The following is a 25,776-nucleotide window of genomic DNA, read 5'->3' on the forward strand; positions in this document are numbered from 1 at the left end:
GCGCGGGTGGGGCGCAGGGGCCCGCCGGGCCGTCCGTCCCGCCTCCGCCCGGGGTGCCGGATGCTTCCGCGTACGGGTATCCGCAGGGGCCGGTCGCGGGTGGGCCGGGTTCGTCGGCGGCGCAGGGTGCGGGTGGGTCCGCCGGGCCGTCTCTTCCGCCTCCGCCGCCGCGGGTGCCGGATGCTTCCGCGTACGGCTACCCGCAGGGGCCGGTCGCGGGTGGGGGCAAGGGGCCGCAGGCGTCGTCGGGTTCGCCCGTGCCGCCCGCGCCGGATGCTTCCGCGTACGGGTATCCGCAGGGGGGCGACGGTGCCGGTCCCGGCGCGGCGCAGGAGGAGCCCCGGCCCGCTGGAGCGACGCCGCCGCCTTCGGGGCCCGGCGCTCCCGGTACGCCCGCCGGCGGTTACGTCCCGACGCAGCTCGTCTCCTCGCTCGGCCCCGAGGGGCCCAAGCCGCCCGCCGCCCCACAGCCCCCCGGGGCCCCCGGTACGCCTCCGGGCGGGGTGCACCATGCCGCGACGATGTTCGCTGACCCGAGCCTCGGCGGCCCCGGCGGAATCAAGCCGCCCGGCGCCCCGCAGCCGCCCGGGCCCCCCGGACCGCCCGGCGCTCCCGGCGCACCCCAGCCTCCGGGACCGCCCGGGCCGCCCGGTACGCCTCCGGGCGGGGTGCATCACGCCGCGACCATGTTCGCGGACCCGAGCCTCGGCGGGCCCGGCGGGATCAAGCCGCCCGGTGCCCCGCAGCCGCCCGGGCCCCCAGGGGTTCCTGGCGCGCCCCAGCCCCCCGGGCCCCCCGGCGCTCCTGGCGCCCCCGGCACTCCGCCGCCCCCCGGCGGCGGTGGCGTCCACCACGCGGCGACGATGCTCGCCGGGCCCGCCGTCGGCGGCCCGGGCGGCCCCGGGATGCCGCCTCCGTCGGCGCCGGTACCGCCCGGGCCGCCCGGACAGCCGTACGGCTATCCGCAGCCGCCCGTCGGCCGGCCCACCGTGGGCCCCGGCTACCAGGCCGTACTGCGCTACCGCGCGGGCGACGGCTCCGAGCAGCAGCTCATCCGCCGCTCGGCGCCCGGCACCCCGCACCCGGAGTGGCAGATCCTGCACGAGCTGCGCGGCATGAACGTGCCGCCGCAGCAGGTGCTGGAACTCCACACCGAACTGGAGTCCTGCGAGCTGCCGGGCGCGTACTGCGCCCGCATGATCCGGGAGACGTGGCCGCAGGCGCGGATCACCTCCATCGCCCCGTACGGCAGGGACCACGCGTCCCGCCAGCAGGGCATGCGGGAACTCCTCGCGCACCAGGGCGAGTTGCACCAGGTGGCGGACGGCCCGGCCCGCCCGGCGCCGGTGCGCGCGCAGGTGCGGCAGCTGCCGCCCGTCCCGGCGATCCCGCCGGAGGGCGTCGCGCAGGAGCTGGCCGCGGCCTTCGGCCCGGGCATCTTCCGCTTCGACCAGCGGGCGGTGTCCCGGCAGGGCGTGCCGGACCTCGTGGCGCACACCCTCGTGGTGGCGGGGCTGCCCGTCGACTTCGGGCCGTTCTTCTGGGCGCAGGCCCAGCCCGGCCGGCCGGTGCCGACGCTGGCGGAGCTGGCGCAGGAGCGGGGCGTGCGGCCGGCGTCGGACGCGGGCTCGTACCTGGTGATGGGCAGCGACTTCGGGCGCGCGCTCTGCGTCCAGTACGGCACGGCGAACATCGTGGCCGTGCCGGTGGAGGCCGGTCCCGGCGGCGCCCCCGTGCCGCCGCAGTTCGTGAACACGGGGCTGCCCGAGTTCGCGCGCTGCATGGCGCTGCTCGGCCGGATGTGGCGGCTGCGCTTCGGTCTCAACCAGGAGCAGGCGGGCCGCTGGACCGTCGACTTCCAGGACCAGCTGGCCGCCCTGGACCCGGCGGCGCTCGCGTCACCGGAGAGCTGGTGGTCGGTGCTCCTGGAACAGATGTGGGACGGGCTGCTCTAGACCGGCGGCGCACGAAGACCGCGGAAGGCGCTCGGCCCGTACGACGGGCCGGGCGCCTTCGCGTGCCGGGGGCTTTCGGGTTTCCGGGGCGATTACCGCATCCTTGACCGGGTGGAGCGGGCGGAGTGTCGCGTTATGAGCGCTTCCGCTTGATCCATCAAGATGTGCGCCAATCGCGCTGTACGCGTGAGGTACGTCGGAGAGGGGTTCCCAGGATGAGCAGCAGCGGTGCATCGCCGTCGCCGCACGGCTTCACCACCGTGCGTGGGCGCGGCTACCGGCCCCGGCAGGTGGAGGCGTACGCGGCCGGTCTTTCCCGGGAGCGGGACGAGGCGTGGGAGCGCGCCGCCCGGCTGACCGTACTGGCCAAGGACATGGAGGCCCGGGCCGAGCAGCTGCGGGACGCGGTCTCACGGCTCGCCCCGCAGACGTACGAGACGCTCGGCGAACGGGCCCGGCAGATCCTGGCGCTCGCGGAGGCGGAGGCGGCCGCGGTGGGGGAGGCGGCGCGGGCGCAGGCGCGGGCCGAGACGGAGGAGGCGGACGCCGAGGGGCGCGAGGTGCGGGAGGCGGCCCGCGCGTACGCCGACGAGGTGACCGCCGAAGCCGACGAATGGGTCAGGCGGCGGCTCCTGGAGGACCGGGCCACGGCCGACGACGCCCGCATTTCCGCCCGGCGGGACGTCAAGGAGTGGCGCGGCGAGGCGCTGGCCGCGCTGCGGGAGACGCGGCAGCGGTGCGAGGGGCTGCTCGCCGAGCGGGAGAAGGAGCAGGCCGAGCGGTGGGAGGCGGCCGAGCGGGAGATCGCCGAGCGGGAGACGGCGGCGGACGCGCGCGACACGGAGCGGATCGCCGCCGCCGAGGCGCGGCTGGCCGCGGCCAAGCGGGCCTTCGCCGAGACGGAGGAGGCCGCGCGGCACGGGGAGGAGGACGCGCAGGCGCGGGGCGCGGAGATCGTCGCCCAGGCGCGGCTGCGGGAGGAGCGGATCATCCGGGAGACGGAGCGGGTGCTGCGGGAGCACGGGGAGCGCTGGGACGAGGTGCGGGCGCACATGGATCACGTACGGAGCAGCCTCGCGGCCCTCACGGGCCGGGCCCCGGCGGAGGAGACGCCGTAGCCCCTCCGGCGCGGGGCCGCCCCGGCGCCACACGGCGGATCTCTCCGCCGCCCGGCCCGTTCCCCGTGCCCGGCCCCTCCACCCCGTCCACACCATGCGGGCCAGTCCACCCCGTGGCGGCCCGTCACCCATGCCCGCCCGTCAACCCCCCCGCACGCCCGTCACCCCGTGCTGCTTCGGTGCTGGAGGTCCTTTTGTGGGCGCGGGTCCTTGAGGACCGGGAAGCGGCGCGGGGCGACGAGGAGCAGGGCGAGCAGGGCGAGGGCGGCCGCGCAGGCCGCGCCGATGTAGACGGCGTCGACCGCCGCGTCCACCGCCCGGCGCAGCCGCTCCGGGTCGGCGACGGAGCCGGGGTCCTTAAGGGCGCGGGCCACGGAGTCGAGTGAGCCGGAGCCGCCCAGCCGTGCGCTCAGTACGCCGTTGGCCACCGCGCCGAAGAGGGCGGCGCCGAGGGTCTGGCCGATCTGGCGGCAGAACAGGACGGACGCGGTGGCGGTGCCGCGCTCGGCCCAGCCGACGGTGGACTGCACGCCGACGATCAGCGGCAGCTGGACGAGGCCGAGCGCCGCGCCGAGGAGCAGCATGACCAGCGCGGGCTGCCAGGCGCTGCCGGGGTAGGGGAGCAGGGGGAAGGCGCACAGGATCAGGGCGGCCGCGAGGATGCCGGCGACCGCGGTGTCCCGGAAGCCGATCCTGCGGTACACGTGCTGGCTGAACGCGGCGGAGACCGGCCAGCTCAGGGTCATCACGGAGAGCACGAACCCGGCGGCGACCGGGGCGAGTCCGAGTACGGACTGGGCGTAGGCGGGCAGGAAGACCGTGGGGGCGACCATCAGCAGGCCGAGCGCGCCGAGCGCGAGGTTCACCGCGGCGATGGTGCGCCGCCGCCACACCCAGCCGGGGATGATCGGCTCCGCGGCCCGCCGTTCGACGAGGACGACGACGGCCACCAGCGCGAGCCCGGCGGCGAACAGCGCGAGCGAGGGCGCCGAGAGCCACGGCCAGGCGACGCCGCCCTGCACGAGCGCGGTCAGCAGTACGCCGCCGCAGGCGAAGACGGCGAGCGCGCCGGGCCAGTCGACGCGGCCCCGCGCCACCGCCTCCCGGGCCGGCTCGTGCAGGTGACGCGCGATCAGCCAGAGGGCGAGCGCCCCGATCGGCAGATTGACGAGGAAGATCCAGCGCCAGTGGGCCGAGGAGGCGATGAGGCCGCCGAGGGCCGGGCCCGCGACCGACGAGGCGGCCCACACGGTCGACAACCGCGCCTGGATCCTGGGGCGTTCCTTCAGCGGGTACAGGTCCGCGGCGAGCGTCTGGACGGTGCCCTGGATGGCGCCGCCGCCGAGGCCCTGCACGACGCGGAAGGCGATGAGCGACTCCATGTTCCAGGCGAGCGCGCACAGGGCCGAGCCGAGCAGGAACAGCACGCAGCCCGTGAGGAGCACGGGCTTGCGGCCGAAGGTGTCGGAGAGCTTGCCGTAGACGGGCAGGGTGACCGTGGCGGCCAGGAGGTATCCGGAGAAGAGCCAGGAGAAGATCGGGAAGCCGCGAGCGAGCCCACGATCTGGGGGACGGCGGTCGACACGATCGTGGCGTCCACCGCGGTCAGCGCCATGGCCAGCATCAGCGCGGCGACGACCGCGCCCCGGTTGCGTATCGCGTGCTGCGCGTCCACGGCGATCCCTTCCCCCTGCACCCAGTTGCTGCGGGCCACTTTCTCACCCGTGGGGGGTGGAGGGCAGGGTGGAGCGAACCCTGAGGCGACCTCCACCAGCGGGTGGAGATCCCCTAGGGGAACCTCCGTACTACGGACCGGGGAGGGCTCGTACTGCCGGAGGATGAGCGGGCCCCGGCCGGTCCTTAGATTGGCTTTATGGCGCACCGCACCCGTGGGGGTGGGGTTTTCCCCCGCAAAAGACTGGGCCGAGCACCAGGGCGCCGGACCACTCGGGGGCACCAGACTTCTTCGTACGGCGAAGACTTCACGACATCCGCTTCACCGCATGACCGACATAGGAGACGTACCGTGACATCGGCTGTGACCACACCCAGGCACGGGGGCACTGGAGGGCGTACGGCCGTGGCGGCACGGGCACGCCAGGTCGTGAAGGCGTACGGCTCGGGGGAGACCCGGGTCGTCGCGCTCGACCACATCGACGTGGACATCGCCCGCGGGCAGTTCACCGCGATCATGGGCCCCTCCGGCTCCGGCAAGTCCACCCTGATGCACTGCCTCGCCGGTCTCGACACCGTCACCTCCGGGCAGATCCACCTGGACGAGACCGAGATCACCGGCCTGAAGGACAAGAAGCTCACGCAGCTGCGCCGGGACCGGATCGGCTTCATCTTCCAGGCGTTCAACCTCCTCCCGACGCTCAACGCGCTGGAGAACATCACGCTCCCCATGGACATAGCCGGCCGCAGGCCCGACCGTGCCTGGCTCGACCAGGTCGTGGAGACCGTGGGCCTCGCCGGGCGCCTCAAGCACCGCCCGACCGAGCTGTCCGGCGGCCAGCAGCAGCGCGTCGCCGTGGCCCGCGCGCTCGCCTCCCAGCCGGAGATCATCTTCGGTGACGAGCCGACCGGGAACCTCGACTCCCGTGCCGGGGCGGAGGTGTTGGGCTTCCTGCGCCGCTCGGTGACCGACCTGGGCCAGACCATCGTGATGGTCACGCACGACCCGGTCGCCGCCTCGTACGCGGACCGGGTGCTGTACCTCGCCGACGGCCGGATCGTGGACGAGATGCACCACCCGACCGCCGACCAGGTCCTGGACCGCATGAAGTCCTTCGACGCCCGGGGGCGCACGTCATGACCGTCCTCAAGACCTCGATGCGCAACTTCTTCGCGCACAAGGGCCGGATGGCGCTCTCCGCGGTGGCCGTGGTCCTGTCGGTGGCGTTCGTGTGCGGCACGCTCGTCTTCTCCGACACGATGGGCACCACCTTCGACAAGCTCTTCGCGGCGACGTCCGCCGATGTCACGGTCTCCCCCAAGTCCGCCGAGGACCCGAACGAGGCACCGCGCAGCGGCAGACCGGAGTCGCTGCCCGCCTCCGTCCTCACCGAGGTGAAGAAGGCCGATGGCGTCCGGGCCGCCGAGGGCGCGGTCGCCAGCCAGAGCGTGACCGTCGTCGACTCCGACAACAAGAACCTGGGCCCGAGCAACGGCGGCCCGACCATCGCCGGCAACTGGACGCGCAACGAACTGCGTTCGATGGACATCACCTCGGGCCACGCCCCGCGCGGACCCACCGAGATGATGGTCGACGCCGACACGGCCGACAAGCACGACCTGAAGATCGGCGACAGGCTGCGCACCATCGCCGCCACCGGCGAGCACACCGCGAAGATCTCCGGCATCGCCACCTTCAAGGTCACCAACCCCGGCGCCGCGATCGTCTACTTCGACACCGCCACCGCCCAGCGCGAACTGCTCGGCGCCACCGGCCGGTTCACCCACCTCAACCTCACCGCCGCCGCGGGCGTCAGCGACACCCGGCTGAAGGCGAACGTGGCGGCCGCCCTGGACAGGAGCGCCTACGACATCAAGACGCAGAAGGAGACCGCCGACGACAACCGCAAGTCCGTCAGCAGCTTCCTGGACGTCATGAAGTACGCGATGCTCGGCTTCGCCGGGATCGCCTTCCTCGTCGGCATCTTCCTGATCATCAACACGTTCTCGATGCTGGTCGCCCAGCGCACCCGCGAGATCGGCCTGATGCGCGCCATCGGCTCCAGCCGCAAGCAGGTCAACCGCTCCGTGCTCGTCGAGGCCCTGCTGCTCGGTGTGTTCGGCTCCGTCCTCGGTGTCGGCGCGGGCATCGGCCTCGCCGTCGGACTGATGAAGCTCATGTCGGGCATCGGCATGGAACTGTCCACCGGCGACCTCACCGTCAACTGGACGACCCCCGTGGTCGGCATGGTCCTCGGCGTCGTCGTCACCGTCCTCGCCGCCTACCTCCCCGCGCGCCGGGCCGGCAAGGTCTCCCCGATGGCCGCCCTGCGCGACGCGGGCACCCCGGCCGACGGCAGGGCGGGCGCGCTGCGCGCCGTCATCGGCCTGGTCCTCACCGGCGTCGGCGTCCTCGGCCTCTACACCGCCGCGCGGGCCGACGAGGCCAAGGAGGGCTCGCTCTTCCTCGGCGGCGGGATCGTCCTGACCCTCATCGGCTTCGTCGTCATCGGCCCGGTGCTCGCCTCCGGTGTCGTCCGGGTCCTCAGCGCGGTCCTGCTGCGGGTCTTCGGCCCGGTCGGCCGGATGGCCGAGCGCAACGCCCTGCGCAACCCGCGCCGCACCGGCGCCACCGGCGCGGCCCTGATGATCGGCCTCGCGCTGGTCGCCTGCCTCTCGGTGGTCGGCTCCTCCATGGTCGCCTCCGCCACGGACGAGCTGGACAAGTCCGTCGGCGCGGACTTCATCGTGCGGCCCACCCAGCCCGGCGGCTTCATCACGGAGAAGGCCGCCGCGGCCCTGGGGAAGGCCGACCACATCGGCCACATCACCCGCTACAAGGAGGTCGAGGCGGACCTGACCACGCCCGGCGGCAGGACGGCGGACGGCATCGGCCTCAGCGCCGCCGACCCGACGTACGCCGAGGACCTGCGCCGCGAGACGGTCGCCGGCGAACTGTCCGCCGCCTACGGCGAGAACGCCATGTCGGTCGGTGACGACTTCGCGAAGAAGTACAAGCTGAAGGTCGGCGACGAGGTGAAGCTCGCCTTCGAGCACGGCAGGACGGCCGAGCTGAGGCTCGCGGCGATCACCTCGGACGAAAGCTCCGTCGACAAGGGCGCGATGTACACGAACATCACGACCGTGGCGAAGTACCTCCCGGCGGACCGGATGCCGCAGAACTCCATCATGTTCGCCACGGCCGACAAGGGCCAACAGGACGCCGCCTACAAGTCCCTGAAGGACTCCCTGGCCACCTACCCCCAGTACAAGGTCATGGACCAGACGGACTTCAAGGAGGACCTGAAGAACCAGGTCGGCCAGATGCTGAACATGGTCTATGGCCTGCTCGGCCTCGCGATCATCGTCGCCATCCTCGGCGTGGTGAACACCCTGGCCCTCTCGGTGGTCGAGCGCACCCGCGAGATAGGCCTGATGCGCGCCATCGGCCTCTCGCGCCGCCAGCTGCGCCGCATGATCCGCCTGGAGTCGGTGGTCATCGCCCTCTTCGGGGCACTGCTGGGCCTCGGGCTCGGCATGGGCTGGGGGGCGACGGCCCAGAAGCTCCTCGCCCTGGAGGGACTGAAGGTCCTGGAGATCCCGTGGCCGACGATCATCGCGGTCTTCATCGGGTCGGCGTTCGTGGGCCTGTTCGCCGCACTGGTCCCGGCCTTCCGGGCCGGCCGGATGAACGTCCTGAACGCGATCGCCACCGAATAGCCTCCGCCACGGGGGTGCGGGGGGAGACCGGCCCCGGCGGACGCGCGACGCGCGTCCGCCGGGGCCGTCTGCCGTCCGCGCCCCCGCCCGTGCCCCGCGCGGGGGCCTTGCCTCAGACCCTGCGCAGCAGGACGTAGCCGTACGCGGCGTCCTCCGCCACGTAATGGGTGCCGGGGTGCAGCTTCTCGGCGTACGCGACCGGGTCCTTCGTCCAGCCCGAGCGGATGTCGAGGGCCACGTACCGGGGGACGACCGGGCGGGCTGCGCCCACCCAGAAGACGCGGGCGCGGGAGGTGAGCCGGCTGATGGGCCCGATGTTCGCCTCCACGGTGGCGTCGTCCGGCACCCGCTCCAGCATCCGCTCCACCGCCACCACCTGCCCGCTCTTGCGGTAGGTGCCGGCCTCGGTGAGACCCGCGAGCGGCAAGGACGTGGTCAGGGCGAGCGCGGCGGCCGCGACACAGGCCGGGAGCCGGTCGGCGTACTGGCGCAGCCACGGCCGCCCGCTGCGGCGGGAGACGTCCACGGCGTCGACGAGGGCGAGCAGCAGCACCGGCATCAGGACGGCGCTGTAGTGCCAGTCGGTGCCCCAGTAGTGGTCGTCGCCGGACAGGAAGCGCCAGCCGAGCGTGGGCAGCGCGACCAGCAGCAGCGGTGAGCGCAGGGCGAGCAGCCCGGTGGTGGGGATCAGCAGCCAGGCGAGGGTGCGCAGCTTCGTGCCGAGCCCGTCGAACGCCCCGGAGGCCGCGCCGCCCTCCCCGACCTTGTCCCAGTAGTCGTACGCGCCGCCCGAGTTGAACGCGGGAATGACCAGGGTGAGCGTGACCAGGGCGGCGACCGCGCCGAAGGCGGCCACGGCGAGGGCCTCGGGCACCGCCTTCGCGTGGCCGCGCCGGTGCGCGCGGAACGCCACGACGAGCGCGATCGCGGCGAGCGTGAGCCCGAGGTCCTCCTTGACGAGGACCAGCGGCAGCGCCCACAGCAGCGCGGCCCGCCACCGCTGCCGCAGCAGGGCCTCCAGGGAGAACGCGATCAGCGGTACGGCGAAGCAGATCTCGTGGAAGTCGAAGTCGACGGCGCGCTGGATGCCCCAGGACAGGCCGTAGGCGACCCCGACGGCGAGCCCAGACACCCGCCCGAGCAGCCGGGTCGCGGCCCGCGTGACGGGGATCGCGGAGAGGGCGAGGAGCAGCGCCTGCGCGACGAGCAGGGTGACGGGCGAGGGGAAGAGCCGGTAGGCGGGCGCGAGGAGCGCGGTGACGGGGCTGAAGTGGTCGCCGAGGATGTTGGCGCCGGGCCCCTTGAGGTCGGCGACCGGCGCCCGGAGGTGCGCGTAGGCCCGCACGGCCTGCTCGAAGATCCCGAGGTCCCAGGAGCGGGTCTCCATGCGCCGGTGGCGCCCGATGGACACGACGGCGTACGCGAGGAACAGCGCGCCGGCGAGGAGATGCGGGACGCGGTCCCAGACGCCGCGGGTCCCTGGGCGGGGGCCGGGACGGGCCTGGTCCCGCGACGGTATGAGCTCGTCGCCGCGCTCCTGCGCGGGGGCGTCGGGCTGTGCTCCGGGCATGGGGGTGACTTCCTGGTCGGATTCGGCTCCTCCGGCGTCCGAGGAGCGGGTCCGGGGCGGAGCCCCCGTGGCGGGGGCCTTCCCATCCCGTTGTCGCAACATTGTGCGCCAGAGAGGGCCCCGCCCCACCGGGCACCCCGGGCCAAGGGCCCGCGCCGGCCGACCCGGAGTCGTAGGCTGGAGGCCCCCCGGCCCGAGAGAAAGCCTTCCATGAGCCTGCACGGTCTGCTCGACGCTGTCGTCAAGGACGCGGCACTCGCCGAGGCGGTCAAGGCCGCCACCGACGGCCACCGCTCGCACGTCGACCTGGTCGGGCCGCCCGCGGCGCGCCCCTTCGCCGTGGCGGCACTGGCCCGCGAGAGCGGCCGCCCCGTCCTCGCCGTGACGGCCACGGGCCGCGAGGCGGAGGACCTGGCCGCCGCGCTGCGCACGATCCTGCCGCCGGACGGCGTCGTGGACTACCCCTCCTGGGAGACGCTGCCGCACGAGCGCCTCTCGCCCCGCTCCGACACGGTCGGCCGCCGCCTCGCGGTCCTGCGGCGCCTGGCCCACCCCCGCCCGGACGACCCCGAGACCGGCCCGGTCTCCGTCATCGTCGCGCCCGTCCGCTCGGTGCTCCAGCCGCAGGTCAAGGGCCTGGGCGACCTGGAGCCCGTGGCTCTGCGCGCCGGGCAGAGCGCTGACCTGGGCGAGGTCGTCGGCGCGCTCGCGGCGGCCGCGTACGCGCGGGTCGAGCTGGTCGAGAAGCGCGGGGAGTTCGCCGTGCGCGGCGGCATCCTCGACGTCTTCCCGCCGACCGAGGAACACCCGCTGCGCGTGGAGTTCTGGGGCGACGACGTCGAGGAGATCCGCTACTTCAAGGTCGCCGACCAGCGCTCCCTGGAGGTCGCCGAGCACGGCCTGTGGGCGCCGCCCTGCCGTGAGCTGCTGCTCACCGACGACGTACGGCAGCGGGCCGCGGCCCTCGCCGAGCGCCACCCGGAGCTGGGCGAGCTGCTCGGCAAGATCGCCGAGGGCATCGCCGTCGAGGGCATGGAGTCCCTCGCCCCGGTCCTGGTGGACGAGATGGAGCTGCTGCTCGACGTCATGCCGAAGAACAGCATGGCGGTGGTCTGCGACCCGGAGCGGGTGCGCACGCGCGCGGCGGACCTGGTGGCGACCTCGCAGGAGTTCCTCCAGGCCAGCTGGGCGGCGACGGCCGGCGGCGGGGAGGCGCCGATCGACGTGGGCGCGGCCTCCCTGTGGGGCATCGCGGACGTCCGGGACCACGCGCGCGACCTCGGCATGATGTGGTGGTCGGTGAGCCCCTTCGCCGCCGACGAGGAGCTGGACGCGGACACCCTCAAGCTCGGCATGCACGCCCCGGAGTCCTACCGCGGCGACACCGCGAAGGCGCTGGCCGACACCAAGGGCTGGCTCGCCGACGGCTGGCGCACCGTCTACGTCACCGAGGGGCACGGCCCCGCCGCCCGCACCGTGGAGGTCCTCGGCGGCGAGGGCATCGCCGCCCGTCTGGACGGCGACCTCACCGAGCTGACGCCGTCGCTGGTGCACGTCTCCTGCGGCTCGATCGACTTCGGCTTCGTCGACCCCGCGCTGAAGCTCGCCGTCCTCACCGAGACCGACCTGTCGGGCCAGAAGGCGGCCGGCAAGGACGGCCGGCGCATGCCCGCGCGCCGCCGCAAGACGATCGACCCGCTGACCCTGGAGGCCGGCGACTACATCGTCCACGAGCAGCACGGCGTCGGCCGCTACATCGAGATGGTGCAGCGCACCGTCCAGGGCGCGACCCGCGAGTACCTCGTCGTGGAGTACGCCCCCGCCAAGCGCGGCCAGCCCGGCGACCGGCTGTACATCCCCACCGACCAGCTGGAGCAGATCACCAAGTACGTCGGCGGTGAGGCGCCGACCCTGCACCGCCTCGGCGGCGCCGACTGGACCAAGACCAAGGCGCGCGCGAAGAAGGCCGTCAAGGAGATCGCCGCCGACCTCATCAAGCTGTACTCCGCCCGCATGGCCGCGCCCGGCCACGCCTTCGCCCCCGACACGCCCTGGCAGCGCGAGCTGGAGGACGCCTTCCCGTACGCGGAGACGCCCGACCAGCTGACCACGATCGCCGAGGTCAAGGAGGACATGGAGAAGACGGTCCCGATGGACCGCCTGATCTGCGGCGACGTCGGCTACGGCAAGACGGAGATCGCCGTGCGCGCGGCCTTCAAGGCGGTGCAGGACGGCAAGCAGGTCGCCGTCCTCGTGCCCACCACGCTCCTGGTGCAGCAGCACTTCGGCACCTTCTCCGAGCGCTACTCCCAGTTCCCCGTCAACGTGAAGGCGCTCAGCCGCTTCCAGACGGAGACCGAGTCCAAGGCGACCCTGGAGGGGCTGCGCGACGGCTCGGTGGACATCGTCATCGGCACGCACCGCCTGTTCTCCTCCGAGACCAAGTTCAAGGACCTAGGCCTGGTCATCGTCGACGAGGAGCAGCGCTTCGGCGTCGAGCACAAGGAGCAGCTGAAGAAGTTGCGGGCCAACGTCGACGTGCTCACCATGTCGGCCACCCCCATCCCCCGTACGCTCGAAATGGCGGTCACCGGCATCCGGGAGATGTCCACGATCACCACCCCGCCCGAGGAGCGCCACCCGGTCCTGACCTTCGTGGGCCCCTACGAGGAGAGGCAGATCGGCGCGGCCATCCGCCGTGAACTGCTGCGCGAGGGCCAGGTCTTCTACATCCACAACCGCGTCGAGTCCATCGACCGCGCGGCGGCCCGGCTGCGCGACATCGTGCCCGAGGCGCGGATCGCGATCGCCCACGGCCAGATGAGCGAACAGGCCCTGGAGCAGGTCGTCGTGGACTTCTGGGAGAAGAAGTTCGACGTGCTCGTCTCCACGACGATCGTCGAGTCCGGCATCGACATCTCCAACGCCAACACCCTGATCGTGGAGCGCGGCGACAACTTCGGCCTCTCCCAGCTCCACCAGCTGCGCGGCCGCGTCGGCCGGGGCCGCGACCGCGGCTACGCCTACTTCCTCTACCCGCCGGAGAAGCCCCTCACGGAGACCGCCCACGAGCGCCTGGCGACCATCGCCCAGCACACGGAGATGGGCGCGGGCATGTACGTGGCGATGAAGGACCTGGAGATCCGCGGCGCCGGCAACCTCCTCGGCGGCGAGCAGTCCGGGCACATCGCGGGCGTCGGCTTCGACCTGTACGTCCGCATGGTCGGCGAGGCGGTGGCCGACTACCGCGCCTCGCTGGAGGGCGGGGTGGAGGAGGAGCCGCCCCTGGAGGTCAAGATCGAGCTGCCGGTGGACGCGCACGTCCCGCACGACTACGCCCCCGGCGAGCGGCTGCGTCTCCAGGCCTACCGGGCGATCGCCTCCGCCACCACGGAGGAGGACGTCAAGGCGGTGCGCGAGGAGCTGACCGACCGCTACGGCAAGCTGCCGGAGCCGGTGGAGAACCTCCTGCTCGTCGCGGGCCTGCGGATGCTCGCGCGGGCCTGCGAGGTCGGCGAGATCGTCCTGCAGGGCAACAACATCCGCTTCGCGCCGGTGGAGTTGCGCGAGTCGCAGGAGCTGCGGCTCAAGCGCCTCTACCCGGGCACGGTCATCAGGGCGAACGCCCACCAGATCCTGGTGCCGCGCCCCAAGACCGCGAAGGTCGGCGGCAAGCCGCTGGTCGGCCGCGAACTCCTCGGGTGGGTCGGGGAGTTCCTGACGACGATCCTGGGCTCGTAGCGCGGGTCCGGGGGCGGGGGAGGGCCGGGCCGCCGCCACGGTGGCGGCCGCCGCTACGGTGGGGGCCGGTTAGTCAGCCCAGGGGAGGGAGAGCGCCGTGTCGTTCACGGTTGTCGGTCTGGCCCGTTTTCCGGTGAAGTCGATGCTGGGGGAGGACCACGAGCGCCTCGACCTCGACGCGCGCGGCGTCGTCGGCGACCGGCTGTGGGCCCTTCGGTTCGCGGACGGCAAGCTGGGCAGCGGCAAGAACAGCCGGCGCTTCCGCCGCGTCGCGGACCTCATGAAGTACCGCGCGGTGTACGAGGCGGACGGCGCCCCCGTGGTCACGGCCCCGGACGGCACGACGCTGCGCCCCGGCGACCCCCGGGTCCCCGAGCTCTTCGGCGAGGGCGTCGAGCTGGCGCGCGAGGGCGAGGCCGGCCACCAGGACGCCGCCGGGGTCTCCCTCGTCGGCACCGCCTCGCTGCGCGCGATCGGCGACCTGCTCGGGGACGCCGACCCCCTCGACGTACGGCGGCTGCGCAAGAACATCGTGGTCGAGACGGACGAACCCTGGATCGAGGAGAGCTGGGTGGGCGGTGAGATCACCCTCGGCGACGGTTCGGGGGAGCCGCTGCGGCTGCGCGTGGACGCACGCGTCAAGCGCTGCGTCATGGTCACCCAGGCCCAGCACGGACTGCCCGCCGACGAACGCGTCCTGAAGACCCTCGCCGAGGCCCGCGGCATGTGCGCGGGCGTGTACGCCGAGGTCCTCGCCCCCGCCCCGCTCGCCCTCGGCGCGAAGGTGGCCGCCCGGTGAACCGCCGTCTGACCTCCGCGCTGCTCGCGCTGGCCGCCGTCCCCGCGCTGCTCACCGGCTGCGGGTCCGGCGTCGGGGAGGGCGGCGGGGGCGCCGCGGGGCCGGACGCCGGGGCGGGCTCCGCGCTGGCCGCCGTCGACACGCTCACCGTCAAGGGCCGGGCGCCGAAGACCGGGTACGACCGGAGCCGGTTCGGCAGCGCGTGGGCCGACACGGACTCCAACGGCTGCCCGACCCGGGACGACATACTCAAGCGGGACCTGAAGGACGTCGTGTACCGGGGGAAGGACTGCCAGGTCGCCGCCGGCAAGCTCGCGCCGGACCCCTACACCGGCCGGGAGGTGACGTTCCGGCGCGGTCGCAGCCAGGTCGACATCGACCACCTGGTGGCGCTGTCGGACGCCTGGCAGAAGGGCGCGGCCCGCTGGGAGCCGAGCAAGCGCATCGCCTTCGCCAACGACCCGCTGAACCTCCTCGCCGTCGACGCGGGCCCCAACCGCGGCAAGGGCGACGGCGACACGGCGACCTGGCTGCCGCCGAACAAGGCCTACCGCTGCACGTACGTGGCCGGTCAGGTCGGGGTGAAGAAGAAGTACGGGGTGTGGGTGACGGCGGCCGAGCGGGACGCGATGAAGAAGGTGCTGTCCACCTGCCCCGACAAGAAGCTGCCGACCGGTCCGGCCCCGACGACGGCCCCGAACCGCTTCCACGCCCGCTGACGGCAACGCCGCCGGTGACGAGCCCTGGGCTTTACGGCATGGGCCTTACAGCTTGTCGAGGTCGAGGACGTCACCGGTGGGCGGGGTCGCCTTCACCGGCTTGTCGTAGTCGGTGAACTGTAGGGTGTCGACCTTGCCGCCCTTGTGCGTGTCGATCCGCAGCAGGTAGGGCTTGCCCTCGGTGGCGACGTAGAGGGTGTACTTCTCCTTGCCGTCGGTCTCCGTGAGCTTGATGGCGGGGGTGCCGTCGACCTTGGTCGTTCCGCCCCTGCGGGCGTCGGAGCTGACGTCCTTGAAGTCGGCGAGGACGACGTCGAGGTCGCAGAACGCGGCGATCTCCTTCGCGTCGTCGCTGGTCGCCTTCGTCTTCACCCAGTGGTCCGCGAGCATGTCCACCGAGGCCTGCACGTCGGCCTTGGGCTCCCCCTTGCCCTGCGCGCGCAGGAACTTCTCGTCGTACTTCATGTACACGGTCTTGCCCGGGACGATCAGTTCGACCGTGCCCTCCTTGTTCATGCCCATGATGCCCGCGCACTTGCCCTTGGTGTCCATGGCCATGTCCAGCGAGATCAGGCCGGCCGCGCCGTCCGGGACGTCGCCCTTGATGCGCAGGGACGTGGCGCCCGAGGTCGCCTTGACGGCCTTGTCGGCGATCTCGCCGCCGGACAGCCCGGCGAAGGGGCCCTTCGGGGCGTCGGCCTTGTCGTTCTCGCTGCCACAGGCCGTGAGGCCCGCCGTGGCGGCGGTGGCGAGGCAGACGGCGGCGATCGCGGTACGGCGCAGACGCGGGTGGTGACGCATGGGAGTTCCCCCCGGGGAAGTCGGTTGATGGAGACATCACAACAGATTCGTGTGAACCGAGTCAACACGATGCCGTGGAGGTCGGTGGTTAACAACCGTGAAACCGTCCGTGCCGGTGATCGGCTGGGTATGCTCGACGGCGCGCGACTGACCCCGCGCGACGAGGGGAGCTGCTGGATGAAGCCGCGGGACGACGCGACCGAGGTGACCGCCGCCGGGATCGCCCGGCTGGCCGGGGTGGGCCGCGCCGCCGTCAGCAACTGGCGCCGCCGGCACGGGGACTTCCCCAAACCCGTCGGCGGCACGGAGACCAGCCCCTCCTTCGCCCTCGCCGACGTCGAGCGGTGGCTGCGCGCCCAGGGCAAGCTCGTCCAGGTCCCCCTGCGCGAACGCGTCTGGCAGCAACTCGCCGGACACCCCGCCGGGCCCGTCACCGCGCTCCTGCACGCCGGCTGCGCCCTGCTCCTGATCCGCGACAGACCGCCCGCCTGGCTCGCCCTCGCCGCCGTGTCCGACGAACGGCTGGCGCGGCTGCTGCCCGGCGAACTCGAAGACGTCGTCACCGCGCGCCTCGGGACCCGCCGCGAACGGGCGGTCCGCGTCCCCGGCCCCACCGAACTCCTGCCCTCCGCACCGCTGTTGCGCGCCGTCGCCGAACTCGCCGCCGAACTGGGCGCCCAGCAGACCTACGAGTTCCTGCTGGGCCGGCAGACCGACGCCAACCCCCGCCAGTACACCCTCACGCCCCCGGGCCCCGCCGCCCTCATGGCCGAACTCGCCGGCCCCGCCCCCACCGTCCTCGACCCCGCCTGCGGCACCGGCGCCCTGCTGCGCGCCGTGCCCCAGCGCCCCGGCCGGCACCTGTACGGGCAGGACAGCGCGCCCGAACTCGCCGCCCTCACCGCCCTGCGCCTCGCCCTGCACTCCGATGCGAGCGTGCGCACCATGGCCGCCGACACCCTGCGCGCCGACGCCTACGACGACCGCAGGGCCGACGCCGTGCTCTGCCACCCCCCGTTCAACGACCGCAACTGGGGCCACGACGAACTGGCCTACGACGCCCGCTGGGAGTACGGCTTCCCGGCCCGCGCGGAATCCGAACTGGCGTGGGTCCAGCACGCCTTGGCCCGCCTCGTCGACGGCGGCACCGCCGTCCTGCTGATGCCGCCCGCCGCCGCCTCCCGCCGCTCGGGCCGCCGCATCCGCGCCGACCTGCTGCGCCGCGGCGCCCTGCGCGCGGTCATCGCGCTGCCCGCCGGCGCGGCCCCCCCGTACAACCTCCCCCTGCACATCTGGGTGCTGCGCAGACCCGGCCCCGCCACGCGGCCCGCGCCCGAGCTGCTGCTCGTGGAGGCCGCCGGGGTCCTGGCCGCCGATGGCCGCGACAGACAGCCCTGGTCCGCCGTGCGGGACGCCGTGCTCGACGCCTGGCACCACTTCGACCGGCACGGCACCGCCGAGGAGCGGCCCGGCCTCGCCCGCTCGGTGCCGGTGCTCGAACTCCTCGACGACGAGGTCGACCTGGCCCCCGCCCGCCGGTTGCCGCCCGCCACCACCGGCGGCGACGCCCCGGAGCTGGCGAGCGTGCGGGAGAGCCTCGGCGAGGCCCTGCGCCGCGCCGCCGACCTCACCCCGCCGCTCGCCCCGAAGGAGCCCGCGGGCACCCCGCACCCCCCGGTGACCACCGTCGGCGAACTGGCCCGCGCGGGAGCCCTCACCCTGCACACCGGCACCGGCGCGGGAAGCGCCGGCACGCCCGTGCTCACCGACCACGACGTCCTGACCGGCGGCGCGCCCTCCGGGGCCGCCCTCGACGGCACGCCGGACGACACGGTCGTGCGCACCGAGCCCGGCGACGTCGTCGTCCCCGTCTTCGGCGGCGGCGCCGCGGCCCTCGTCGTCGACGAGGCCACCGCCGGCGCCGCGCTCGGCCGCGGCCTCACCCTGCTGCGCCCCGACCCGGCCGCCCTCGACCCGTGGTTCCTCGCGGGCTTCCTGCGCGGCACCGCGGGCCACCGCCGCGCCAGCAGCTACGCCTCCACCGCCGCCCGGCTCGACGTGCGCCGCCTCCAGCTGCCCCGGCTGCCGCTCCCCGGGCAGCGCGCGTACAGCGAACGGTTCCGCGAACTGGCCGCCTTCGAGGACGCGCTGCGCCTGGTGGGCCGGCTCGGGGAGCGGCTGGTGCGCGGCATGCACGACGGCCTGACGGAGGACGCGCTGCCACCGGAGTGAGGCCCCGCCCGCCCCGCCCGCGTGAGCAGTACGGCAACGGTTCGGTACCACCCGGGACCGCTTCCCGGAGTCGGCCTATACGCTCGATCCGCGTTCGTTCGTCCTTCGGTCAGTCACCAGGAGCAGCCATGCACGGCCACGGCTACGCGCCGCAGCAGCCACCGCCCCCGGCGGGGGGTTCGCAGTTGACGCTGCGCGTGATGTTCGTCGTGCTCGCCGTCATGACCTGCGGCCTGCTCGCGTGGGCGCCGCTGCTGCGGCTCGCGATCGTGACCCGCAAGGCGCACGACTGGGGCGTCTTCGCCCTCGCGACGGCACTCGACGTCACCGCGCTCGTGCTGATCGGCGTGGACCCCGGCGAGGACGAGTTCCAGGGTCCGGGCAACGCGGGCATGATCGTTCTGCTCTGCACGCTGATGGCCGCCGTCGCCTACTACCTCTTCGCGGAGATACGCCACTTCGGCCGCCTCCGGCAGCCGGCCTTCACCGGCTACGCGCCGCCCTTGGCCCAGCCCGCGTACGGCTACCCGCAGGCACCGCCCCTCCAGGACACCCCGCCCCCGGCCGCGCCCCCCGCGCCCGTCCGCATCCACCAGGTCCGCGCCGAGCTGGACGAGCTCAGCGACTACCTGCGCAAGCAGCAGGGCGGCCACTGACCGTGACGCAGGGGACAGGGCCCGGCGGCCGCGTGGTCGCGGGACGCTACGAACTCTCCACGCTCATCGGCCAGGGCGGCATGGGCCAGGTCTGGACGGCCTACGACCAGCGCCTGGACCGCCGGGTCGCCGTGAAGCTGCTGCGCCCCGACCGGGTCGCGGGCGCCGAGGCCGAGGAGCTGCGCCGCCGCTTCGTGCGCGAGTGCCGCGTCACCGCGCAGGTCGACCACCCCGGCCTGGTCACCGTGCACGACGCGGGCAGCGAACCCTCCGAGGACGGGGCGCTCTTCCTCGTCATGCAGTACGTCGACGGCGCGGACCTCGGCGACCACCTCGCCGAACACGACCCCTACCCCTGGCAGTGGACGGTCGCCGTCGCCGCGCAGCTGTGCGCCGTGCTCTCCGCCGTGCACGCGGTGCCGATCGTGCACCGGGACCTCAAGCCGCGGAACGTGATGGTCAAGCAGGACGGCACGATCAGCGTCCTGGACCTCGGCATCGCGTCCGTCATGGACACCGACACCACCCGCCTCACCCACACCGGCTCGCCGATCGGCAGCCCCGCGTACATGGCGCCCGAGCAGGCGATGGGCGGCGCCGTCGGCCCGTACACCGACCTCTACGCGCTCGGCGTCCTCATGCACGAACTCCTCAGCGGCGAGGTGCCGTTCGCCGGCTCCACCGCCCTCGGCGTCCTGCACCGCCACCTCTACGAGCCGCCGCTGCCCGTGCGCCGGCTGCGCCCCGAGGTGCCCGAGGCACTGGAGGCCCTGGTCCTGCGGCTGCTCGCCAAGGACCCCCAGCACCGGCCCGGCAGCGCCCAGCAGGTCTACGAGGAACTGGCGCCGCTGCTGCCCGCCCGCGGCACCCCCTCGGGCCGCCCCCTCGACCCCACCCGGCCCTTCCTGCGCCCGCACGCGCCCTGGCCGGACCGCGCCGCGACGCCCGCGCCCACCCCCGGCATACCGCCGCGGCCGCCCGGCGCGCCACCGCGCCAGGACGTCGTCCGGGCCGTCGAGGACGTCAAGCGGCTCCTCGGCCAGGGCCACATCACCCAGGCCGTCGACATCCTCGGCGCGATCCTGCCGGCCGCGGCCGCCGAACACGGCGAGCACTCACCCGTCGTACGCACACTGCGCAAGCAGTACGCCGCCACGCTCATGGACGACGGCCAGTACCGCCGCGCCCTGCCCGAGCTGCGGCGCCTGGCCGACGAGCGGGCCGCCGAGTCGGGCCACGCCGACCCGCACTCGCTCCAGTTCCGCTACGAGGCCGCGCAGTGCCTGGAACAGCTAGGCGAACCGGCCGCGGCCCTCGCCGAGTACCGCGCGCTGCTCCCCTACTACGAGAACCAGTACGCGACGGACGACCGGCGCCAGTCCCTGGAGATCCGCCGCCGCATGGGCCAACTGCTGCTGGCCCTCGGCGACCGGGCCGCCGCCCACGACACGCTGGCCCGGCTGCTGCACGACGCGGAGCTGCTGCACGGCCCGGCCCACCCCTTCCCGGCGGAGATCCGCCGCACCCTCCAGTGGCTCGGACAGGTGCGCGGCTAGGGCGTGACGCGAACCGAGCCGTGGCGTCGTCAGTCCGTCGCGGTGCGGCGGGCGTAGGCGCGGGCGGCGCGGGCGCGGTCGCCGCAGCGGGTGGAGCACCACTGGCGGCGGCCGTGCTTGAGCAGGAAGCGGTTGCAGGGCGGGGAGGCGCAGGCGGTCAGCCGGGCGGCCTCGGGGCCGGTGAGCAGGTCGGCCGCGTCGGTGGCGAGGGCGGCCAGGGCGTGTTCGACGATCGCGGTGGTGGGGTGGGGGGCGGCCCGGCGGGGGCCGGTCCTCTCGTCCCACAGCAGCAAGGACGCGGTGGGGACGCGGGTCATCGCGTCGTTGATCGCCGTGACGGCGGCGGGCAGGGCGGGCAGGCCGGCGACGCGGGCGGCCAGGAGTGACCTGACCTGTTCGCGCAGGGAGCGCAGCTGCGACGCGCACATTTCCGCCAGGCCGGCGTCGGCCGGGGCGAGGTCGCGCCGCGCCAGCCACTGCTCGGCCCGCGCCGGGCTGCCCAGGAGGTCGGCCGTGTGCCCGCCGGGCAGGGCGACGGCGCTGTTGGCCAGGGCCAGGGCGGGGTGTTCCGCCTCGCCCGGTGCCGCCGGGAGGGCGGCTTCTTCCCGCACGCTTTCTTCCACGCTTCTCATGGTACGGGTTGCGTTCATCCGTGAGGCGTGCCTACAGTCATCTCACGGTTAACACGCCATCTATCCGTGAGGAATCCTCTCGTGTCTTCCCCGACCCCGCAGCGCGCCCCGTTCCCCGTCCGCGTCTTCGGCGGCCCGACCGCCCTCTTCGACTACGGCGGCCTGCGCTTTCTCACCGACCCGACCTTCGACGGCCCCGGCGAGCACCCGGCACCGGCCGTCACGCTGACCAAGACGGCGGGGCCCGACGGCAGCCCGGCCGACCTCGGCCGTGTCGACGTGGTCCTGCTCTCGCACGACGAGCACGCCGACAACCTCGACACCTCCGGCCGGGCCCTGCTCGCCGACGTCCCGCTGACCCTCACCACCCCCGGCGGCGGGGAGCGTCTCGGCGCGCGGGCCACCGGCCTCGCCGACTGGCAGTCGATCGAGCTGGAGCGCCGGGACGGCGGACCCGGCACGGTCACCGTCACCGGCGTGCCCGCCATCCACGGCCCCGGCGCACGCGAGGACGTCGAGCCGATCGCCGGCGAGGTCGTCGGCTTCGTCCTGACCGGCGAGGGCCTGCCCACCGTCTACGTCAGCGGCGACAACGCCTCCCTCGGCGCGGTCGAGGACATCGCCGAGCGCTTCGCCCCGGTGGACACGGCCCTGCTCTTCGCCGGCGCGCCCCGCTTCCCCGGCCTCTTCGGCGGCGAGGTGATCGTCCTGGACAGCGCCCAGGCCGCCCGGGCCGCGAAGATCCTCGACGCCGGCCGCGTGGTCCCCGTCCACTACGACAGCTGGGCCCACTTCACCGAGGGCCGCGACGAACTGGCCACCGCCTTCGCCGCCGCCGGTCTCGCCGACCGCGTCGACTTCGGCGTCCGCGGCTGACCCCACCCGCGCGGGGCCCGTACCGCCGGAGGCCCGCACCACCACGGCCGACCCGGACCGCGGCCTCGTCGGGCGCGGTGTGGACCCTCCCGGCGCGCCAAGTGGACCGCGAACCGACGGAGCAGGGCGCCGCGCGATGACAATTGCGGCCGAAGGGTGCCTCGGAGCCCGGGAAATCGTTGGGCGAATAGCTGTCGAATAGCTGGCCGAGAAGACGGTCACTGCCTACCATCGATCACCGCAAGACTTTGTGCACCGCCGCACAATCTCCACCGGGAGGCCCACCTTGCACCGCCGCACCGCGCTCGTCCTCGCCACCGCCGCGCTCGCCGCGACCCCTCTCCTCACCGCCTGCGGCAGCGAGGCGCACCCCGGCGCCGCGGCCGTCGTCGGCGGTCACCGCATCACGGTCGCGCAGCTGGAGAGCCGGGTGAACGAGGTACGCGACGCGCAGCGGGCCGCCACCCCGGACGACGCGCAGTACGCGCAGACCATCGCCAAGTCCGGCGGCTTCACCCGCGCCACGCTGAACACGATGGTCCTCGACAAGGTCCTGCACCGCGCGGCCACCGACGCCGGGGTCCGTGTCACGCGCCGCGACATCCAGACCATGCGGGCGGACCTGGAGAAGCAGGCGGGCGGCAGGAAGGCCCTGGAGCAGGGGTGGCTCCAGCAGTACGGCGTAGCCCCCGCCCGCCTCGACGACAACCTCCGCACGGAGATCGAGGCCCAGAAGCTCGCCAAGAGCCTCGGCGCCGACATGAACTCCCCGAAGGGCCAGGCCCTCTTCTGGAAGGCCCTGACCCAGGCCTCCAAGAAGCTCGACATCGACCTCAACCCCCGGTACGGCACGTGGGACGTCGACAAGAACAGGCGCGCGGACGCCAGGACACCGTGGGTGCGCCAGGTCACCGGGTCCGGGGCGCCCGCCGGGGACCGCGAGGCGTAGCCGCCGGCCGGCCGTGGACCGGGTTGTGCCCGCCGGACGCCCGAGGGTTACGTTCGTCCGGTGAACGACACCACCGCCGCGGCCGCCGGCCGAGTCATCCTGCTGACCACCAGCCACCGCGTCGCCCCCGGCCTCCTGTCGTGGCCCGCCTGGCAGGCGCTGCACGGGGCCGACGAAGTGCTCTGCGCCGACGCCGGGCACCCCCAGCTGCCGTACCTGCGGGAGGCGGGCGTGGCCGTGACGCAGGCCTCGCCCACCGCCGAGGACCTGGTGGCCGCCTGCGCGGGCGGCCGCACGATCCTGGTCGTCGCCACCGCCGAGGGCGAGCGGCCCCTCACCGACGGCCTGGCCCGCCTCGCCGGCTCCGGCCGCGTCGCGATGCCCGAGCTGGAACTGCTCCCCGCCTCCTACGACCTGCCCGGCGCGCGCCTGCTCGACCTGGTCCAGGTCATGGACCAGATCCGCGACGAGTGCCCGTGGTCCTCGCGGCAGACGCACGAGGGCCTGGCGAAGTACGCGATCGAGGAGGCGTACGAACTGGTCGAGGCGATCGAGGACGGCGACCGCGAGGAGCTGCGCGAGGAACTCGGCGACGTACTGCTCCAGGTGGTCTTCCACGCCCGTATCGCCGAGGACGACGCGCAGGAGCCGTTCTCCGTGGACGACGTGGCGGCGGGCATCGTGGAGAAGCTGATCCACCGCCACCCGCACGTCTTCGGCGACGACTCGGCGGACACCCCCGAGGACGTCAAGGCGCACTGGCTGCGCACCAAGGCCGAGGAGAAGCAGCGCACCTCCCTCACCGAGGGCATCCCCCTGGCCCAGCCCTCCCTGGCCCTGGCCGCGAAACTGGCCTCACGCGTACGAACGGCGGGCCTGAACGTCCCACTCCCCCCGGCCGAGGACATGGGCCACCAACTCCTGACCCTGGCCCTGACCGCCGAAGCACAAGGAATCGACCCGGAGGAGGCCCTCCGCAAGACGACCCGAGCTTACCGAGACGCAGTAAGAGCAGCAGAAACCGCAACCCCGTAACCCCCTGGGGGGCCGGGCAAAGCCCGCCCCCCAGGGGCGCGGGGAACGGCGCGAGCAACCAAGACGCACCCGCACATACGAAGAGGGCCCGCCGCAGGCGAGGAAGGCGGGCGCAGCCCCGCCCAGGGGCGCGGGGAACGGCGCGAGCAACCAAAAGCACACCCGCACGCACGGAAAGGCCCGCCGCAGGCGAAATGGGGCGGCGAAGCCCGCCCGCCGGGGGGCGCGGGGAACGGCGCGACCAGCCCCAGCGGCCCCGCACCCAAGAGTTCCGCCCAAGGCCCAGGGGCCAGTACTCGCCAGGTACGGTCACCGCATGCAAGACCCCCACCCCCGCCCCCCCGCCGCCGGAGCACAAAAGAACCCGCCCAAGGCCCAGGGGCCAGAACTCTTCAGCTGGGAGTTCGCCACCGACCCCTACCCCGCCTACGCCTGGCTGCGGGAGAACTCCCCGGTGCACAGGACCACGCTGCCCAGCGGCGTCGAGGCCTGGCTGGTCACCCGCTACGCGGACGCCCGGCAGGCGCTCGCCGACCAGCGGCTCAGCAAGAACCCGGCGCACCACGCCGAGCCCGCGCACGCCAAGGGCAAGACCGGCATCCCGGGCGAGCGCAAGGCGGAGCTGATGACGCATCTGCTCAACATCGACCCGCCGGACCACACCCGCCTGCGCCGCCTCGTGTCGAAGGCGTTCACCCCGCGCCGCGTCGCCGGGTTCGCCCCCCGGGTCCAGGAGCTGACGGACGACCTCATCGACGCCTTCGCCGACAAAGGCGGCGCCGACCTCATCCACGAGTTCGCCTTCCCGCTCCCCATCTACGCCATCTGCGACCTCCTCGGCGTCCCCCGCGAGGACCAGGACGACTTCCGGGACTGGGCGGGCATGATGATCCGCCACGGCGGCGGCCCCCGGGGCGGGGTGGCGCGGTCGGTGAAGAAGATGCGCGGCTACCTGGCCGAGCTGATCCACCGCAAGCGACTCGACCCCGGCGACGACCTCATCTCGGACCTGATCCGCGCCTCCGACCACGGCGAGCACCTCACGGAGAACGAGGCCGCCGCCATGGCCTTCATCCTTCTCTTCGCCGGCTTCGAGACCACCGTGAACCTCATCGGCAACGGCGTGTACGCCCTGCTGACCCACCCCGAGCAGCGGGCACGGCTCCAGGCGGCCCTGGCGCGGGGCGAGAGCGCCCTGCTGGAGACGGGCGTGGAGGAACTGCTGCGCTTCGACGGCCCCGTGGAGCTGGCCACCTGGCGGTTCGCGACCGAGGCGCTGACCGTCGGCGGGCAGGACATCGCCGCCGGCGACCCCGTCCTGGTCGTCCTCGCCGCCGCCGACCGCGACCCCGCGCGCTTCGAGCGGCCCGACACGCTGGACCTGTCCCGGCGCGACAACCAGCACCTGGGGTACGGGCACGGCATCCACTACTGCCTGGGCGCGCCACTCGCCCGCCTGGAGGGCCAGACCGCCCTCGCGACGCTGCTGCGGCGTCTTCCCGATCTGCAACTCGCGGGCGACCCGGCCGATTTGCGCTGGCGTGGCGGCCTGATCATGCGGGGACTGCGCACCCTGCCGGTGGAGTTCACACCCGCACAGGAAACGGCCGCCGGATGAGCCGGGGCTGACGACACGTCACGACTGTGATCTTCGCGTGATCTCCGCTGCATCGACTTGTGACAAGTGTTCGAGTGCGGCTACGTTCACGTCGACTCGGGCACCTCGGTGCCCGAGTCGTCGTC

17 protein-coding genes and 1 pseudogene are annotated in these 25,776 nt (G+C 73.8%); 14 read left to right on the top strand and 4 right to left on the bottom strand.

Annotation, left to right across the window (positions count from 1 at the left end; all coding sequences use genetic code 11):
- On the top strand, nt 1-1,955 hold a 1,955-nt coding region (locus tag ACZ516_RS17710; RefSeq protein WP_469010945.1), incomplete at its 5' end, for an SUKH-4 family immunity protein.
- A gap of 215 nt (nt 1,956-2,170) precedes the next feature.
- On the top strand, nt 2,171-3,073 hold the full coding sequence (locus ACZ516_RS17715; protein ID WP_358586854.1) for a coiled-coil domain-containing protein: 903 nt from the start codon (nt 2,171-2,173) through the stop codon (nt 3,071-3,073).
- A gap of 161 nt (nt 3,074-3,234) precedes the next feature.
- Here the strand turns inward: ACZ516_RS17715 and ACZ516_RS17720 are convergent.
- Nucleotides 3,235-4,769: pseudogene (locus ACZ516_RS17720) on the bottom strand (MDR family MFS transporter).
- 330 nt (nt 4,770-5,099) lie between these two features.
- Between ACZ516_RS17720 and ACZ516_RS17725 the strand changes: the two are divergent.
- Entirely contained in the window at nt 5,100-5,888 is a 789-nt protein-coding gene (locus tag ACZ516_RS17725; protein ID WP_358586852.1) for an ABC transporter ATP-binding protein, read from the top strand.
- On the top strand, nt 5,885-8,467 hold the full coding sequence (locus ACZ516_RS17730) for an ABC transporter permease (RefSeq protein WP_469010946.1): 2,583 nt from the start codon (nt 5,885-5,887) through the stop codon (nt 8,465-8,467). The genes ACZ516_RS17725 and ACZ516_RS17730 overlap by 4 nt, the downstream gene beginning before the upstream one ends.
- A gap of 112 nt (nt 8,468-8,579) precedes the next feature.
- Here ACZ516_RS17730 and ACZ516_RS17735 read toward each other — a convergent pair whose 3' ends face one another.
- A complete protein-coding gene (locus ACZ516_RS17735) occupies nt 8,580-10,037 on the bottom strand; it encodes a DUF2079 domain-containing protein (RefSeq protein ID WP_361077707.1) in 1,458 nt (485 codons plus the stop codon).
- 210 nt (nt 10,038-10,247) lie between these two features.
- Between ACZ516_RS17735 and mfd the strand changes: the two genes are divergently transcribed.
- From mfd to ACZ516_RS17750, 3 genes are all read left to right on the top strand, one after another.
- The gene (gene mfd, locus ACZ516_RS17740; protein ID WP_361077704.1) at nt 10,248-13,778 is read left to right on the top strand and encodes a transcription-repair coupling factor; all 3,531 of its coding nucleotides are present in this window, start codon (nt 10,248-10,250) and stop codon (nt 13,776-13,778) included.
- 97 nt (nt 13,779-13,875) lie between these two features.
- The gene (locus ACZ516_RS17745) at nt 13,876-14,577 is read left to right on the top strand and encodes an MOSC domain-containing protein (RefSeq protein WP_361077701.1); all 702 of its coding nucleotides are present in this window, start codon (nt 13,876-13,878) and stop codon (nt 14,575-14,577) included.
- Nucleotides 14,574-15,296 carry an HNH endonuclease family protein gene (locus tag ACZ516_RS17750; RefSeq protein ID WP_467464384.1) on the top strand — a complete coding sequence of 241 codons (723 nt, stop codon included), beginning with the start codon at nt 14,574-14,576 and terminating at the stop codon, nt 15,294-15,296. Before ACZ516_RS17745 ends, ACZ516_RS17750 begins: the two co-directional genes overlap by 4 nt.
- 45 nt (nt 15,297-15,341) lie before the next feature.
- On the opposite strand, the gene ACZ516_RS17755 is transcribed toward ACZ516_RS17750, so the two are convergent.
- Nucleotides 15,342-16,079 (bottom strand): hypothetical protein, encoded by a 738-nt coding sequence (locus ACZ516_RS17755; protein ID WP_469011038.1) that lies wholly within the window; start codon nt 16,077-16,079, stop codon nt 15,342-15,344.
- 195 nt (nt 16,080-16,274) lie between these two features.
- Here ACZ516_RS17755 and ACZ516_RS17760 point away from each other — a divergent pair, with 195 nt between their 5' ends.
- From ACZ516_RS17760 to ACZ516_RS17770, 3 genes are all read left to right on the top strand, one after another.
- On the top strand, nt 16,275-18,329 hold the full coding sequence (locus ACZ516_RS17760; protein ID WP_361077698.1) for an N-6 DNA methylase: 2,055 nt from the start codon (nt 16,275-16,277) through the stop codon (nt 18,327-18,329).
- Between the two features lie 128 nt (nt 18,330-18,457).
- Nucleotides 18,458-18,985: a hypothetical protein gene (locus tag ACZ516_RS17765; RefSeq protein ID WP_361077695.1), complete on the top strand. Its 528-nt coding sequence runs from the start codon at nt 18,458-18,460 to the stop codon at nt 18,983-18,985.
- A gap of 32 nt (nt 18,986-19,017) precedes the next feature.
- The gene (locus ACZ516_RS17770; protein ID WP_469011040.1) at nt 19,018-20,541 is read left to right on the top strand and encodes a protein kinase domain-containing protein; all 1,524 of its coding nucleotides are present in this window, start codon (nt 19,018-19,020) and stop codon (nt 20,539-20,541) included.
- 29 nt (nt 20,542-20,570) lie between these two features.
- Here ACZ516_RS17770 and ACZ516_RS17775 read toward each other — a convergent pair whose 3' ends face one another.
- Nucleotides 20,571-21,173 carry an ABATE domain-containing protein gene (locus ACZ516_RS17775; RefSeq protein ID WP_361077692.1) on the bottom strand — a complete coding sequence of 201 codons (603 nt, stop codon included), beginning with the start codon at nt 21,171-21,173 and terminating at the stop codon, nt 20,571-20,573.
- 81 nt (nt 21,174-21,254) lie between these two features.
- On the opposite strand from ACZ516_RS17775, the gene ACZ516_RS17780 reads away from it, so the two are divergent.
- From ACZ516_RS17780 to ACZ516_RS17795, 4 genes are all read left to right on the top strand, one after another.
- The gene (locus ACZ516_RS17780) at nt 21,255-22,049 is read left to right on the top strand and encodes an MBL fold metallo-hydrolase (RefSeq protein WP_469010949.1); all 795 of its coding nucleotides are present in this window, start codon (nt 21,255-21,257) and stop codon (nt 22,047-22,049) included.
- A gap of 286 nt (nt 22,050-22,335) precedes the next feature.
- The gene (locus tag ACZ516_RS17785; protein ID WP_469010951.1) at nt 22,336-22,998 is read left to right on the top strand and encodes a SurA N-terminal domain-containing protein; all 663 of its coding nucleotides are present in this window, start codon (nt 22,336-22,338) and stop codon (nt 22,996-22,998) included.
- Between the two features lie 60 nt (nt 22,999-23,058).
- Nucleotides 23,059-24,033, top strand: a complete 975-nt coding sequence (locus ACZ516_RS17790; protein ID WP_361077687.1) for a nucleoside triphosphate pyrophosphohydrolase — start codon at nt 23,059-23,061, stop codon at nt 24,031-24,033.
- A 316-nt stretch (nt 24,034-24,349) separates the two neighbouring features.
- Entirely contained in the window at nt 24,350-25,651 is a 1,302-nt protein-coding gene (locus ACZ516_RS17795) for a cytochrome P450 family protein (protein ID WP_469010953.1), read from the top strand.
- Nucleotides 25,652-25,776 lie beyond the last annotated feature (125 nt).

Source organism: Streptomyces sp. NPDC034037 (assembly GCF_055575715.1).